The organism is Thermaerobacter litoralis (assembly GCF_054654595.1).
On the sequence record NZ_BAAIES010000009.1, the window covers coordinates 590,878 to 605,500 of the forward strand.

General features: G+C 74.9%; 11 protein-coding genes and 1 tRNA gene. All 12 read right to left on the minus strand.

What is annotated here, in order from left to right:
* Positions 1-16: 16 nt before the first annotated feature.
* Positions 17-3,145: a ComEC/Rec2 family competence protein gene (locus tag ACYQ02_RS09570; protein WP_460040206.1), complete on the minus strand. Its 3,129-nt coding sequence runs from the start codon at positions 3,143-3,145 to the stop codon at positions 17-19.
* A 251-nt stretch (positions 3,146-3,396) separates the two neighbouring features.
* Entirely contained in the window at positions 3,397-3,894 is a 498-nt protein-coding gene (locus ACYQ02_RS09575; RefSeq protein WP_460040207.1) for a ComEA family DNA-binding protein, read from the minus strand.
* Positions 3,895-4,959: 1,065 nt separating this feature from the next.
* Positions 4,960-7,551 carry a leucine--tRNA ligase gene (gene leuS / locus ACYQ02_RS09580; protein ID WP_460040208.1) on the minus strand — a complete coding sequence of 864 codons (2,592 nt, stop codon included), beginning with the start codon at positions 7,549-7,551 and terminating at the stop codon, positions 4,960-4,962.
* A gap of 176 nt (positions 7,552-7,727) precedes the next feature.
* Positions 7,728-7,800, minus strand: a tRNA-Ala gene (locus ACYQ02_RS09585).
* 271 nt (positions 7,801-8,071) lie between these two features.
* Positions 8,072-8,428, minus strand: a complete 357-nt coding sequence (gene rsfS, locus ACYQ02_RS09590; RefSeq protein ID WP_460040209.1) for a ribosome silencing factor — start codon at positions 8,426-8,428, stop codon at positions 8,072-8,074.
* A complete protein-coding gene (locus ACYQ02_RS09595; RefSeq protein ID WP_460040341.1) occupies positions 8,425-9,759 on the minus strand; it encodes an LCP family protein in 1,335 nt (444 codons plus the stop codon). Before ACYQ02_RS09595 ends, rsfS begins: the two co-directional genes overlap by 4 nt.
* A 378-nt stretch (positions 9,760-10,137) precedes the next feature.
* On the minus strand, positions 10,138-10,755 hold the full coding sequence (gene yqeK, locus ACYQ02_RS09600; protein WP_460040210.1) for a bis(5'-nucleosyl)-tetraphosphatase (symmetrical) YqeK: 618 nt from the start codon (positions 10,753-10,755) through the stop codon (positions 10,138-10,140).
* Positions 10,756-10,771: 16 nt separating this feature from the next.
* Positions 10,772-11,785 carry a nicotinate-nucleotide adenylyltransferase gene (gene nadD / locus ACYQ02_RS09605; RefSeq protein WP_460040211.1) on the minus strand — a complete coding sequence of 338 codons (1,014 nt, stop codon included), beginning with the start codon at positions 11,783-11,785 and terminating at the stop codon, positions 10,772-10,774.
* A gap of 35 nt (positions 11,786-11,820) precedes the next feature.
* Positions 11,821-13,179, minus strand: a complete 1,359-nt coding sequence (gene obgE, locus ACYQ02_RS09610; protein WP_460040212.1) for a GTPase ObgE — start codon at positions 13,177-13,179, stop codon at positions 11,821-11,823.
* Entirely contained in the window at positions 13,176-13,802 is a 627-nt protein-coding gene (locus ACYQ02_RS09615) for a Spo0B domain-containing protein (RefSeq protein WP_460040213.1), read from the minus strand. The genes obgE and ACYQ02_RS09615 overlap by 4 nt, the downstream gene beginning before the upstream one ends.
* A 159-nt stretch (positions 13,803-13,961) precedes the next feature.
* Positions 13,962-14,270: a 50S ribosomal protein L27 gene (gene rpmA, locus ACYQ02_RS09620; protein ID WP_460040214.1), complete on the minus strand. Its 309-nt coding sequence runs from the start codon at positions 14,268-14,270 to the stop codon at positions 13,962-13,964.
* A gap of 5 nt (positions 14,271-14,275) precedes the next feature.
* Positions 14,276-14,620: a ribosomal-processing cysteine protease Prp gene (locus ACYQ02_RS09625; RefSeq protein ID WP_460040215.1), complete on the minus strand. Its 345-nt coding sequence runs from the start codon at positions 14,618-14,620 to the stop codon at positions 14,276-14,278.
* Between the last annotated feature and the right edge of the window lie 3 nt (positions 14,621-14,623).

A 14,623-nucleotide genomic window follows, 5' to 3' on the forward strand; every position in this document is an offset into this window, starting at 1 on the left:
GGACCACCGGCAGCCCTTACGGTCCCCCAGGGCGGCCGCCGCCCGGGGCCATGGCCCGGACCTCCAGATGGCCGCCGGCCTCCGCCCGGATGCGGATGGCGCCGAGCCGGTCGGTGCGCAGGACCGGGATGCCGGCCCGCCGCAGGCGGGCCAAGGTCTCCACGTGAGGCAGGCCGTACGGGTTTGGCCCCACGGAGACCACGGCCAGCCGCGGGGCCACCGCCGCCAGGAAGGCCGGCGTGGTCGCGCCCCGGGAGCCGTGGTGGGCGACCTTGAGGACGTCCGCCCGCAGGTCCACGCCGCGGCGCAAGAGCTCCTCCTCCCCGGCCCGCTCCAGGTCACCCACCAGCAGCAGGCGAGGGCCCCCGCACGCTACACGGAGGACCAGGGACTGGTCGTTCTCCCCGGCCGGCGCCGGCGCCGTGCCGTCCCCGCTGTCTCCGCCCGCCCCGCCTTCCCGGCCTTCCCCTTGGCCGGCGCCTGCGGCGCGGCCGCCACCGCCCGGCCCCGCCGCAGGCCCCGACACCCCGCCCGGTCTCGCCGCGGGCCCAGACACCCCGGCCGCCCCCGCCGCGGGCCCCGACTGCCAGGACGGCCCCGCCAGGGGTCTAGACAACCCGGACGGCCCTAACGGCTGGGGATGGAGGACGTCGACGGTGCAACCCCGAGCCGGTCGCCACTGCCAGCCCGCGTGGGGCCGCAGCAGCGGGATGCCCTTGGCGCCGGCCAAGCGCACCAGCGCCCGATCCAGGGGTGCCCCAGGCACGCCGCCAAGCCAGACGGTCCCCGCACCCAGGCGCTCCAGCACCGCGCCCGCGCCTCCCGCATGGTCTCGGTCGGCGTGGGTCACCGCCAGCAGGTCGGGCCCCCGGCCCAGCAACCGCCGGACCACGGGCACCGTCACCCGTTCCCCCACGGCATCGGGGATCGCCGGGGCCGGACCGGGCCAGTACCGGCCCTCGGGCGGCTGCAGGGCGCGGCCGCCAGTGTCGACCAGGGCCGTGCGCCCGCCCGGAAAGCGCAGGAGGATCGCGTCCCCCTGCCCGACGTCCAGGAACCACGCCTCCCAGGTGCCGGCGGGAGGCGGGCGGTCCACCCAGGCCGAGAGCAGCAGGGCCGCCACCACCGCCCCGGCGGCGGGAGCCAGCTGGCGCCCCGGCGGCAGCGGCCGGGGGCGCAACCGGCGGGCGAATCCCGGCCGCCCGTCGCCCAGCTGCCCCACGACCCATCCTGCCGCCAGGGCGATGCACCCGGCGGCCGCCGGGGCCAGTTGCGCGCCGGCCGCCGGCAGGGTACCGGCCAGCATGGCCGCCCGGACCATGGCCGTCAGGCTGACCTCCGCCGGCCAGCCCACTGCCCGCGCCAGGCCGTGGACCACGCCCTCTCCCAGCACGCTCCCGGCCGCCGGGACCAGCAGCGCGCCGCCGGCCGCCGCCGCGGCGGCGGCCACGAGGGCGACGGCCGACAGGGGAACCACCACCAGATTGGCAACCAGCGCCGCCAGGGGGAGGCGACCGAAGAGGGCCACCTGCACCGGCATCACCGCCAGCTGTGCCGCGGCAGTGACCGCCAGCGCGTCGCCCGCCCACCCCACCACGCGAACCGCGCCCCATGCCAGCCTGTGGATCGCCAGTGCTGCGCCCCGGCCACCTGCCCCGCCGGGCGCAGGAACGCCCCGGCCCCCGCGCCGGCCGGCGGGCACGCCCTCAGCAGCGCCCAGGATAGTGATCGAGGCATGACCCGCACCCTGGGGCGGCTCACCCGGGTTCGTCCCGGCGCCCGCCGCCCACCGGTGCCAGCGCCGGCGCCAGGCCTGGCGCAGCGGGTCCGCCAGCAAGACCAGCCCGGCGGTCGCCGCGAAGGAGAGCTGAAAACCGGGGTCGAGCAGGACCAGCGGGCGCCACGCGGCCTGGACGAACCCGGCCCACACCAAGAGCTCCACCGGGTACACCGGGCGGCCCAGGACCCGGGCCGCCTCGGCCAGCAGGAAGACGGCGGTGGCCCGCAGCACCGAGGGCGGTCCGCCCGTCAGGCCCGCATAGAGGAGCACCACCGCCGTCACGGCCAGGCGGCGGCGCCGGGGGAGCCACCGGGCCCGCCCCGCCATCCAGGTGGCCAGGGCGGCCGCCATCGCCACGTGCTGGCCCGACACCGCTAGGGCATGGATGAGCCCCGTCTCCGCCAGGGCGTCCCGGGCCGTGACCGAGAGGCCGTCCCGGCGGTCGAAGAGGAGGGCTGCCGCCACCCCCTGGGGGCCCGGCGGCAGGGTGGCCGCCAGGCCATCCAGCAGGACGTGTTGCAGGGCGCCGAGCGCCCGGGTCACCTGGGCCGCCGGCCGCGGCGGGCCGTCGATCCGCGGTGGCGCGGCGGCGCGCAACTCGAAGGCGAACCCCTCCCGCAGGCCGGCGGCCCGGTCATCGTAGCCGCCGGGATTGGTGGCGGGACGCAGCGGGCGCAGCGCGCCCGTGACGGTCACGGGAGCCCCCACCGGCGGAGGCCCGCCGTCCCCACCCGACCGCGCCTCGGGCCATCGCACCCGGAGGCGGCTTTGGACGGGGATCCCGTCGATGGCGGTGACCGCCAGCCGCTGGCCGTCCACCAGGTAACCGGCGACCGTGACCGTCTCCTCGTCCGCCCACGCCGCCGGTCGCCAGGCCGCCCACACCCAGGTCTCCGCCGCCAGCCAGCCGGCCGCCGCGGCCAGCCCGGCCAGCAGGACGGCGGGAAGGGCGGCGGCAGCAGCGGCTAAAGGAGCTGCCGGCACAGGGCCCTCCGGATGCAGGCGGCCTTGGGCGCCCTGACGATTGGCGCCAGGGTGACCCGTCGCCAAGGAAACCCCCGCCATGGCGGGACTCCGGCACCCGTGGCCGCCATCGCCTCCCCAGGCCACGGCCATGCCGGCCCCGCCGCCCGCCCGGGGCACCGCAGCGAGAGGGCGCGCCCGGTTCCTCCCCCACCGCCCTCCCCACCAGGTCCGGTCCGCCAGGGCCAGCAGGATCACGACGGCCGCTGCGCCTGCCAGGACGGCCTCCCAGGGGGACGGCGGCCGGGGCGGGGGCCCCGCCCGGTAAGCCGGCCAGCGGAGCAGGGCCCACGCCCCGACGGACGCCATGTAGGCCAGCATCCACCCCGTGCGGCCGAGCACCCGCCCACCTCCCGCCGCTGCGGCGGCACCGCGCCCCGGCAGATCCACCACCCAAGGGATGGGGGTCGTGCGCTGCAAGCAGCCGGGACCTCCCGGGGGAACGGCATCGCCCACGGCCTGTCCCACCGCCCGGGGGTCACCGCTCGGGCATCCCACCCCGGACCTGCCACGGCGTTCCCCGGCCCCGGCCCCGGCAGGGACCGGGACGCGATCCGCCCTCGCGGGCACGCCACGCGCCTGAACCCGCGGCACTACGGGCCCACCGTGATGTAGGGCAGCAGCTTCTCCAGGGTCTTGGCACCGATGCCGGCCACCCGGGTCAGGTCCTGGGGCCGGCGAAAGGGACCGTTGACCTCCCGATCGGCCACGATCCGCTGGGCCAGGGCGGGACCGATGCCCGGCAACGCCTCCAATTCGGCCGCCGTCGCCCGGTTGATGTCGATGGGGCGGGACGGCGCGCCCGGGGCACCGCTCGCCGGGCCGTTCGCCGGGGTCCCGGCAGGACCGGGGGCCGGGGACGCCGCCAGGCCGTCCCGGCCGGGGACGAACGCTCCCGAGGTCACCTCCTTCTGGGTCGGCACTTGGATCCGCGTGCCGTCCGCCAGAGGCGCCGCCAGGTTGAGAGCGTGCAAGGCGGCTTCGCGGGTGGGGCCGCCTGCCGCCGTGACGGCGTCGACCACCCGTGCTCCCGGGGGCAGCAGGTAGACACCGGGGTGGGCGACGGCCCCGGCCACGTGGACGGCCAGCATCGGCCCTGAAGGTGCGCCCCCCCACCCGGAGACTGCACCGGGTCCGCCGCCGGCGGGAGACGGCCGGGCCCCCATGACCTCGCCCGCCCCGCCACCCGCGGCGCCTCCGGTGAGGTTCTCCCCTTCGGCGGCCGGTGGGTCCGACGACGGCCTCGGCGCGCCAGGCGGGCTGGCCTCAGGCTCTCCGGACGGTGGCGCCGCCGCGCCGGAAGAACCGGCCTCCGCGCCGGGCGAGCGCCCAGCCCCGCTCCCGTCCGGCACGACGCCCCCAAGGCCGCCCGCCACCCCGTGCCCCGCACCCTCCCCCGCCGGCGGCAGACCAGGCTCCGGCTCACCGGACCGCGGAACGCCGGGGTCCCCGGCACCGCCCGATCCCGGCGGCGTTGCGGTGGCCTTTCCGGCTTGTAGGGCCCGTACCGGGCCGGATTCCACCGCCACGGCCACCCCCGCGCTTCCCTCCACAGCGCGCCAGGACCAGAGACCCGCGAGGAGGGCCAGGCCGACCAAAGGGGCCAGGGCGCCGGCCCAGCGACCCCGGCCGGAACCTCCGCCCCAGACGGGCGGAGGCGGCACCGGTTCGAAGGCGTCCATGACCATTCCCCCTACCCGTGCAGAACGGGCGGCGGGGCCGCCGGTGGCGCGGTAGCCGCCCGGCCAGCACCGGGTGCCCGTCGGTGCCGGGCGGCGCGCCGCTGCCGCGCCGCCCCCGGGTGCCGCCGTGGCCGGGTCCTTGGTGTCACCGCCCGGCCCGCCGGGCGATCCCGCCCCGTGCGAGCCGGCCGGAACGCTGCGGTCCTCGTGGCCGGACCGGCCGCGGCCCCAGCCCGACCCAGGCCGTCGGTCTACCAATAAATTACAACAGCCAGCCCGGCCCTGTAAATATGTGGATTAAAAATATGGCGTCGATCATGGAGGCGCCTTGGTGACCCAACGGCGACGGCGCCGGCAACCAACGCCCTCGCCAGGGGCGGAAAACAAAGCCGGCGGGCGGCCCCTAGGCCGCCCGCCTCCTGGTTCCCGTACCGTCGGCGCGATGGCGCCCGTTCCCGCGCGGCGTTCCACCGGCTACTTGACGACGATGTTGACCAGCCGGCCCGGCACCGTGACGACCCGAGCCACCGTCTTGCCCTGGATCCAGTCCTGCACCTTTGGGCTCTCCAGGGCGAGCCGGCGCAGTTCCTCCTCGCCGATCCCCTGGTCGACCTGCAACCGGTCGCGCACCTTGCCGTTGACCTGGACCACGATCTCCACCGTGCCGGCCTCCAGCACCGCCGGATCCCACTCGGGCCAGGGCTGCTGGTGGACGCTGCCCCGGGTCGCCCGCCAGCCCAGCAGGTCCCAGGCCTCCTCCGCCAGGTAAGGGGTGAAGGGGGCCAGCATGCGTAGCAGCCGGTCCAGGGCGGCGGCCAGCAGGTCGGGCCGCTGGGCGGCCGGTTCCACCCGGTCGCGGTAGCCGTAGATGGCGTTGACCAGTTCCATCAGGGCGGCCACCGCCGTGTTGTATTGCATGCGCTCGGCGATGTCCGTCGTCGTCCGGGCGATGGCGCGGTGGACCTCCCGCCACAGGGCGTGTTCCTCCGGCCCCCACCCTTCCTTGGACGGTTCCAGGCTCGCGGCCCCGGGGCTCCCCGCCGCCGTGGGCTCCGCCGCCGCGCCTTGCCGTGCGGCCAGGGCTCCTTCCCGGGCGACGGCCACCTGACCCGCCGCCTCCCGAATCGGGCCGGCACAGCCGGCCACCAGCCGCCAGACCCGGTGGACGAACCGGCTGGCGCCTTCGATCCCGTGCTCGGACCACTCCAGGTCGCGCTCGGGCGGCGCGGCGAAGAGGATGAACAGGCGGGTGGCGTCGGCACCGTACTCCTCCAGGATGTCCTCGGGGCTGACCACGTTGCCCTTGGACTTGGACATCTTGGCCCCGTCCTTGATCACCATGCCCTGGGTCAGCAGGCGCTGGAAGGGCTCCGGGCTCGGCACTAGCCCCTCGTCGTAGAGCACCTTGGTGATGAACCGGGAGTAGAGCAGGTGCAGCACCGCGTGCTCGATGCCCCCGATGTACTGGTCGACGGGCAGCCAGTAGAACACCTTCTCCCGGTCGAAGGGCTGGTGCTCGTCCCGCGGCGACGTGTACCGGTAGTAGTACCACGACGAATCGACGAAGGTGTCCATGGTGTCCGTCTCCCGCCGCGCGGGTCCACCGCAGGAGGGGCAGGTGGTCCGGACGAAGCGCTCGGAGGTGGTCAGCGGCGACGCGCCCACCTCGAAGCGGACGTCGTCGGGCAAGAGGACCGGCAGCTGCTCCTCCGGCACGGGGACGATGCCGCAGCGGTCGCAGTAGACGATGGGGATGGGCGCGCCCCAGTAACGCTGCCGCGAGATCAGCCAGTCCCGCAGCCGGTAGTTGACGGTGCGGCGGCCGATGCCCTGGCGCTCGAAATCCTCGGCCATCCGGCGGTAGGCCTCGCGGCTGTCCATGCCGTCGTAGGGGCCGGAGTGGATCATGCGCCCAGGACCGGTGTAGGCCTCCTTGAGCCGGTCGCCGTCGGCCGGCACCCCCTCGCCCTGGATGACCACCCGCACGGGCAGCCCGTACTGGCGGGCAAAGGCGAAGTCCCGCTCGTCATGGGCGGGGACCGCCTGGATCGCCCCGGTCCCGTAGTCCATCAGGACGTAGTTGGCCGTCCAGATGGGGATCCGCTCCCCGGTGGCCGGGTTGATGGCGTAGGCGCCGGTGAAGACGCCCTCCTTGGCGTCCACCGCCTCGGCCCGGTCGCGCACCGTCAGGCGGGTCACCCGCTCGACGAAGGCGCGCACCGCGTCCTCCTGGGCGGTGCCCCGGGCCAGCTCCAGGGTCAGCGGGTGGTCCGGCGCCAGCACCATGAAGGTCGCGCCGTAGATGGTGTCGTGGCGCGTGGTGAAGACGGTCAGCTTCTCGTCCCGGCCGGCGATGGGGAAGTCCAGCTCCATCCCTTCGCTGCGGCCGATCCAGTTGCGCTGCATCACCTTGACCCGCTCGGGCCAGCCCTCCAGCAAGTCCAGATCGGCCAGCAGCCGGTCGGCGTAGGCGGTGATCTTGAAGAACCACTGCTCCAGCTCGCGCTTCTCCACCGGCGTGCCGCAACGCCAGCAGGCGCCGTCTTCCACCTGCTCGTTGGCCAGCACCGTGGCGCAGCGGGGGCACCAGTTCACCGGCGCCTTCTTCCGCTCCACCAGGCCCCGCTTGTAGAGCAGCAGGAACAGCCACTGGGTCCACTTGTAGTAGCCGGGGTGGGAGCAGGCGATCTCCCGCCGCCAGTCGTAGCTGAGCCCCAGCCGCTGCATCTGCTCCCGCATGGCGGCGATGTTGGCGTAGGTCCAATCGGCGGGGTGGGTCTGGTTGGCGATGGCGGCGTTCTCCGCCGGCAAGCCGAAGGAGTCCCACCCCATGGGGTAGAGCACGTTGTAGCCGCGCATGCGGTGGAACCGGGCCGTGGCGTCGCCGATGGAGTAGTTGCGCACGTGCCCCATGTGCAGCTTGCCCGACGGGTAGGGGTACATCTCGAGGCAGTAGAACTTGGGCCGCGACGGGTCGGCCTCCACGTGGTAGAGACCTTCCTCGGCCCAGCGCTGCCGCCACTTCTTCTCGGCGGCGTGAAAGTTGTAGCGGTCGTCGACGGCCATGGCCGTAGCCTCCTCCTGCCTGCTGCCTGAAGGGGCAAGCGCGCCCGCCGGGCGCTCCCGCTGGGCGCCCGGCGCCGGTCACGGTCCTTGATGCCCGGCGCCAGGGCCAAGACGCCAGGAGCCCCCCGTCCACAAGGGACGGGGGGCTCCCGCGGTACCACCCTTCTTGATCAGTGTGGAGCGGATGGGACTCGAACCCACGACCTCGTCAATGCCATTGACGCGCTCTCCCAACTGAGCTACCGCCCCACGGATCTGACCCACTCATGCCCTTAACGCGGGCCACGTCACCGGCTGCCGGCGGCCTTGGCCCGCCGCCTTCGCCGGTGCGGCTCCCGGGCGAGTTCCCCTGCCACGTGCCGCCGGTTTGCACCACCACCGGCTCTCTGGGGGCCGCCGGCAAGGTACTGCTCCCGTTCACGGCCTTTGCGCGACCGGTTGTCGAACCGCGTAGCCCATTATAGAGAGGGTCCCGCGGCGGTGTCAAGGCAACCGTTAGACCTGTCACGCGTTAGACCTGTCACGCCTCGGGCAGCGTCTCCAGCTCCAACCGCCGGGCGTCCCCCCAGAGCCGTTCCAGGGCGTAGTACTCGCGCTCGGCCGCCAGGAAGACGTGGAGCACCACGTCGTCGAAGTCCAACAGCACCCACCGGGCCGCGTCGTAGCCCTCCCGGTGGCTGGGGACCAGCCCCCGCTCGGCCAGGTCCTCTTCGACCCCGTCGGCGATGGCGCGCACGTGGATGGCGTTCTGGCCGTGGCAGATCACGAAGTAATCGGCGATCAGGGTGATGCCCTCCATGTCCAGGACCACCACGTCGGCGGCCTTCTTCGCCTCGGCGGCGCGGGCGATGGCCAGCGCCTTCTCCCGGCTGGTCAAGCGCCTCCTCCCTCCCCGTTCTCGTCGGCCGTCGCCGCCCCGACGGCGGCGCTCCCGGTGAAGTCTTGCCCGACGACGATCCGCGCGTCCACGCCCTCGGGCAACTCCTCCGCCGTTTCGACCCGGACCCCGGGCGCCGCCCCGGCCAGCGCCTGGCGCAGGCGGTCGGCCAGCTCGGTGTCGTCAGGCCGGACCACCACCGTGGTGGCCGCGAAGTCGAACCGCTCCGCGTTGCCCACCGTCACCACCTGGAAACCCAGGCCGCGCAAGAGGTCGGCGACCCGGCCGGCGGCGCCCCGGCGGCCGTTGCCGTTGAGGACCTCCAGCCGGACCTGGGCGTTGGCCTCGACGTCCACGCCGGCCAGGATCTTCATCGCCTCCTGCCGGGCGGTCTCCTGATCGACCAGCCAGTAGCTGAGGCCGTCGATGTACCCCGGCTTGCCCGGCAGGATCCCCATCTCCAGCTTGGTCGTGTCGAACCGCGGCAGCAGGGTGGCCAGGCCCAGCATCCGGCTGGTGGGCATGTTCGTCGTGATCTGGCTGCCCAGGGTGCTGGCCAGCTGCGGCAGCTTGAGCACACCCTTCATGCTCAGCACCTTGTCCGCCAGGGCGCGCAGGAACTGCTGCTGCCGCTGGATGCGGAAGATGTCGCCGTCCTGCCGGTAGCGCACGTACTGCAGGGCCTTCTCGCCGTCCAGCACCTGGCATCCCGGCTTCAGGTCGATCCGCAGGTTCTGGCTGCGGGCCGTGTAGCGCATCGGCTTTTCGATGCAGACCTCCACGCCGCCCACCGCGTCGACCAGGGCGCGAAAGGCGTCAAAGTCCACCTCGACGAAGTAGTCGATGGAGATCCCCAGGAAGTCCTCCACCGTCGCGGCGACCCGCTCCGCCCCCGCGCCGGGACCGCCCTCGGCCTGCCCGTAGGCGTGGGCGTGGGCGATCTTCTCCGGGTGGGGCCGGCCGGGGATGGGCACCCGGGTATCGCGGGGGATGGACAGGAGCCCCACCCGTCCGGTGACCGGGTTGACGTTGACCACCATGATGGTGTCCGAGCGCTGGGGGGCTTCCGGCTCCCCGGCCCCCGCCCCGGCGTCGACCCCCAGGACCAGGATGTTGAGCGGCCGGTCGGCGGCCACCGCCTGCTGGCCGTCCGCATCGTCCTGGCGAGGGACCTGCTGGACGCTGCTGAAGAACCCGTAGAGGGTGGAACCCAGCCAGAAGGCCGCCGTCACGCCCGCCAACAGCAGCACGGCGGCCAGGACCGTCAGCACCCGGGCCGCCTTCCGCCGCGGCCGCTTGGGTTCCTGTTCCATGGGTCCGACCAGAGGCATGCTCACCGTCTTTGACGCTCCTTCAAGGGCCCTCGGGACGGGGTGTCCCGGTGCGCCTCCTGCCATCGTAACGGGCCGGAAGCCGGCCGGCCAGGTCGACCGGTACCAGCCGCCATCGTCCCCGCGCCCCTTGGCCATCCCGGCGCGCCGGGCGCCGGCCGCCGCCGGCCGCTAGCCGCCGACAGTCCCTGCGGATGCCGCGCGCCGAGCGCCCGCCGTTGGGCGGCCCCTCGGATGCCGCGCCCCTTCCGCCGCCGGGCTGCCCCTGTGGATGCCGGGCTCGCCGGGCGCCCGCCGCCCTCCCGTCGCCGGGACGTCGGATCGGCCGCCATCGGGTCCCCAGGAAGGTCCCGGCTAGGCGCGCCCGGCCAGGCGCGCTCAGGCATCGACCGGGCCCGCCGGGCCGGGCCAGGACCGCCGAAGCCAGGCGTTACGGGCCGCCACGGTCACCGCCGGCAGCCACAGCCGCCGGTCCAGGCAGTAGCGAATCAAGTCGTCCAGCACGGCGGCCATCGCCGCATCGAGGTCTTCAAAGGCCAGCCGGCGCAGGTCCTCCACACCAGGGTACGTGCGACCGGGCTCCAACTTGTCCGCCAAAAAGAGCAGGCAGCCCACCGGCCCCAACCCCGGGTGGGCGGTGGTGTGCCAGCGAACGGCCTCCAGCACCTGGGGATCGTCCGCCAAACCCTCGCGGGCCGCCTCCCACGCCGCCACCGGACCGTGGAGGAGGATGGGGTCCGCCCGCTCGGCCGCATCGGGCTCCCAGCCAGCCTGGCGCGCCTGGGCCAGCAGGGTCGCCCCGTCCCGCTCCCGGGCCAGGTCGTGCAGCCACGCGGCCAGTTCCACCGGCAGCGGGTCCATTCCGTGGCTCCGGGCCAGCCGGCGCGCCATCTCCACCACCCGCGCCACGTGCCGGTAACGCCCGGGGCTGAGGGTCGCCGCGGCCTTTGCCTGGGCAGCCCGGATCGCCTGCTGGATGGACGGCTCGTCCACCATGCCGGTTCCCTCCCCCTCAGAGGGCGATGCCGGCATCCGATCCGGACGAACCCGCGCCACCGGCACCACCCGCCCCCGGCCGCAGGGCGGCTCCCGCGGAGGCCCCGCCCCGCGGCGCGTCCGGCCCGAAAGACGGGAACCGGGCTTGCGGTCCCGGCGCGCCGCTTCGGTCCGGTGCCTCGAGCTCCTGGGCCCCGCTGCGGTCCGGCGCCTGCAGCCCCGGCGCCCCGCTGCAGTCTGGCGTCGGCGGCGGCGCCCCACCCGGCGGCTCCGGCGGTGCGGGCGCGGCCTTCGCGGCTCCCCGCGTCCGGGAGGCCGTCCGGGGAATCACGGGGGTTCCCGGCAGGGTCGCGGCCTCACCGGTGCCGCCGCCGGCGGGGCGGTAGAGGCCGTACTTCTCAACATAATCCTCCACCGCGGCGGGGACCAGGTAGCGGATGGACTGGCCAGTGGCCACCCGCTCCCGCAGTTCGGTGGACGAGATCCCGATCTCGGGGATGGGCAGCACGTGAACCCGGGCGCGCCGGGCAGGCGGCACGTCGTCCAGGAACCGCTGCAGGACGGGACCCGGCAACCCCGGCCGGGTGACCACGATCAGGCGGCAGACGTCCAGCAGGGCCAGGCCGCCGCGCCACGAAGGCAGGGTCACCACCGAGTCGGCCCCGGCGATGAAGAACAGGGAGGCCTGGGGTCCGGCCAGGGCGGACAGCTGGGTCAAGGTATCGATGGTATACGAGGGGCCCTCCCGGTCCAGCTCCAGCCGGGTGGTGTAAAAGTGGGGGTTGCCGGCGGTCGCCAGCACCGTCATGCGGTAGCGGTGTTCGGCGTCGCTCACGCCGGCCGGGTCCTTGTGGGGCGGCCGGCCCGCGGGCACGAACAGCACCCGGTCCAGCCCAAAGTGGACCCGGGCGGCTTCCGCTGCCACCAGATGCCCGATGTGGATGGGGTCGAAGGTCCCTCCCAGGACGCCCAGTTGCAGGGGCCGGCCGTCCCGGCGCGGCTTGAGCCACTCCTCCAGCCCTCTGGCCACCGGTATCCTCCTTCGCGGCCCGCCTCCGGCCTGCCTCACCCGTCGTCCCCGTGGCGATGGTCGCTACCGGCCCCCTGGCCGGCAGGCTCCGTGGAGCCCGTCTCGTCCCCCAGCACCAGCTCCAGCGGCCCCAACCGCACCGTATCGCCGTTGCGCGCCCCGGCCTGCCGCAAGGCCTCCTCGGCGCCCAGGCGCTCCAGTCGGCGCAGGAGCCAGCGCACCGCCTCGTCGTTGTCGAAGTCGGTCATGGCGACCCAGCGCTCGACCAGAGGGCTCGTGACGACCCAGGCGCCGTCTGCCTCCCGGCGCACCTCCAGCCGGCGCGGATCAGGTCCCGGCCGGTAGACCTTGCGCCCGGCCGCCGGCAGGGGCTGGGGCACCGGCGCCTGCGCCAGGAGGGCTTCGACCCGGTCCAGCAGCCGGTCCACCCCCTGACCGGTGGCCGCGGAGATGGGCACCAGCTCCAGCCCGGCTTCCCGGGCCGCCTCCTCCAGCGAGGCCAGGTAGGCCTGGGCCTCCGGCAAGTCCACCTTGTTGGCCGCCACCACCCCGGGCCGGGCGAGCAGGGCCGGCTCATATGCTTCCAGTTCGTCCCGCAAGGTGGCCAGGTCCTGCCGGGGGTCGCGCCCCTCGGTGCCGGCGGCGTCGACCACGTAGATCAGCACCCGGGTCCGCTGGATGTGCCGCAAAAACTCGTGCCCCAGGCCGACGCCCTCGTGGGCGCCCTCGATGAGACCGGGGATGTCCGCCACCACGAAGCTGCGTCCCGGCCCGCGCTGGACCACGCCCAGGTTGGGCGCCAGGGTCGTGAAGGGGTAGGCGGCCACCTTGGGACGGGCGGCGGAGATCCGGGCCAGGAGGCTGGACTTGCCGGCGTTGGGCCAGCCGACCAGGCCGACGTCGGCCAGCAGCCGCAGCTCCAGCTTGAGCCAGCGCCGCTCGCCCGGCTCCCCCTTCTCCGCCAGGCGGGGCGCCTTCCGCTGGGGGGTGGCGAAGCGCGCGTTGCCCCGGCCGCCCCGGCCGCCCCGGGCCACCACCACCTGCTGGCCCTCGGCCGCCAGGTCGGCCAGCACCGCCCCCGTGTCCCGGTCGCGGACCACCGTGCCGGGGGGCACCCGCACGTACAGGTTTTCGCCCCGCCGGCCGTGGCGGTTGCCACCCTCCCCGTGGGTGCCGCGCTCGGCCCGGTAGTGCCGGCGGTACCGCAGGTCGGCCAGGGTCGTCAGGGCCGGGTCGACCACCAGGATGACGTCGCCGCCCCGGCCGCCGTCGCCGCCGTCGGGGCCGCCCCGGGGGACGTACTTCTCCCGCCGGAAGCTGACGGCCCCGTTGCCGCCGGTACCCCCTTCAACGTAGATCTCCGCCTCGTCGACGAAGTCGGGCACGCCCTTCACCCCGCGGTGGAACCTGCATCCTCCAGCCCGCCCGGCCCGGCGGCGGCTTCCTGGCCGGCGGCGGTTGCCGCGCCCGCGTCCCCGCCCTCCAGGCCCCACCGGAGCCGGCCCTCCAGGCCGTCCCAGTGCAGCCAGATCCGGCGCCCCGGCGCCACCAGGGCCGCCTGCCGGGCCGCTTCGAGCTCTGCCGCCACCCTCCCCGGGGCAGCCGCTGCCCGTCCCTGAGCAGTGGGGGCCTGGCCCGCCGGCCTGGCGGCCGGCCGCCGCGGGCCGGCGCCGGGCACGGCCGCCCGCGGTCCCTGGACCTGCGGGGCGCGCCAGGCGACCTCGATCCCCGCCTCCTCACACAGGGCACGCCACGTCAAGTAGAGGGCGGCCGTCTCCGCCGGCCACTGGCGCAGCACGACGCCCTCCCACTCCAGCTGGCGGCACCATTCGGCCAGCGCCGCCGTGGCCCGCTCGGGCCGCCCCAGCTGGAGCCAGCCAAGGGCGATCTGCAGCCGGTTGACGGCAGCGTGGCGCCGGGCCCGCACCACCCGGACCAGGTGCTGGGCGTGGCCCCCACCGGGGGCCCCGGCGGCTTGCTGCGGGTCGCCCGCGTGCGGTTCCTCCCGTCCCGTCATCAGGATCCCCCATCCCCGGCGGCCACCAGGGGCCAGGTCCAGCCGCCCCCGCCCCGCGGCCGGCAAGCCCCTCGCCCCGCGCCATGCCTGTCCAGATAGCAAAAAGCCTCCGCCCAACCGGTTCCGGCCGCAGCGGAGGCGCCTGGCAAGGGGGTGGCGTCAGTCGGCGGCAACCTGGGTGGGCTCGACCGCCGCCAGCGGCACCACGTTGACCACGCGGCGGCCGCCCCGGGTGCCGAACTGGACGACGCCATCGATCAGAGCGAACAGGGTGTCATCGCCACCCCGGCCCACGTGCTTGCCGGGATGGAACCGCGTCCCGCGCTGCCGCACCAGGATGGTGCCGGCGCGCACGACCTGCCCCTCGTACCGCTTGACGCCCAGGTACTTGGGGTTGCTGTCGCGACCGTTGCGGGTGCTGCCGCCGCCCTTCTTGTGAGCGAACAGCTGCAGGTTGATCCGGCGCATGGACCTCACCTCCCTCCGGTCGTCCGTTCCTCCACGCGCACGTAATCGTCGTAGTCGCCGGCGATGGCCTGGATCCCCACCCGCGCCGTCTCCAGGATCGCCTGGGCGGCGCGCTCCACCTCAGGCGGCACCGCCGCGGGCAGCTGGCACACCAGCCGCCCCTCCTCGTCCAGCTCCACCTCGGGCACCAGGTTCAGAACCTCTTCCAGGCCCAGGATCGCCGCCTGCCCCAGGGCCGAGACGGCGGCGCACACGATGTCCTCCCCGCGCTCGGCGAACCCGGCGTGGCCGGTGATCTCGAAACGGGTGATGGCGCCCCGGCCATCGCGGAAGAACACGGCCCGGATCACGGC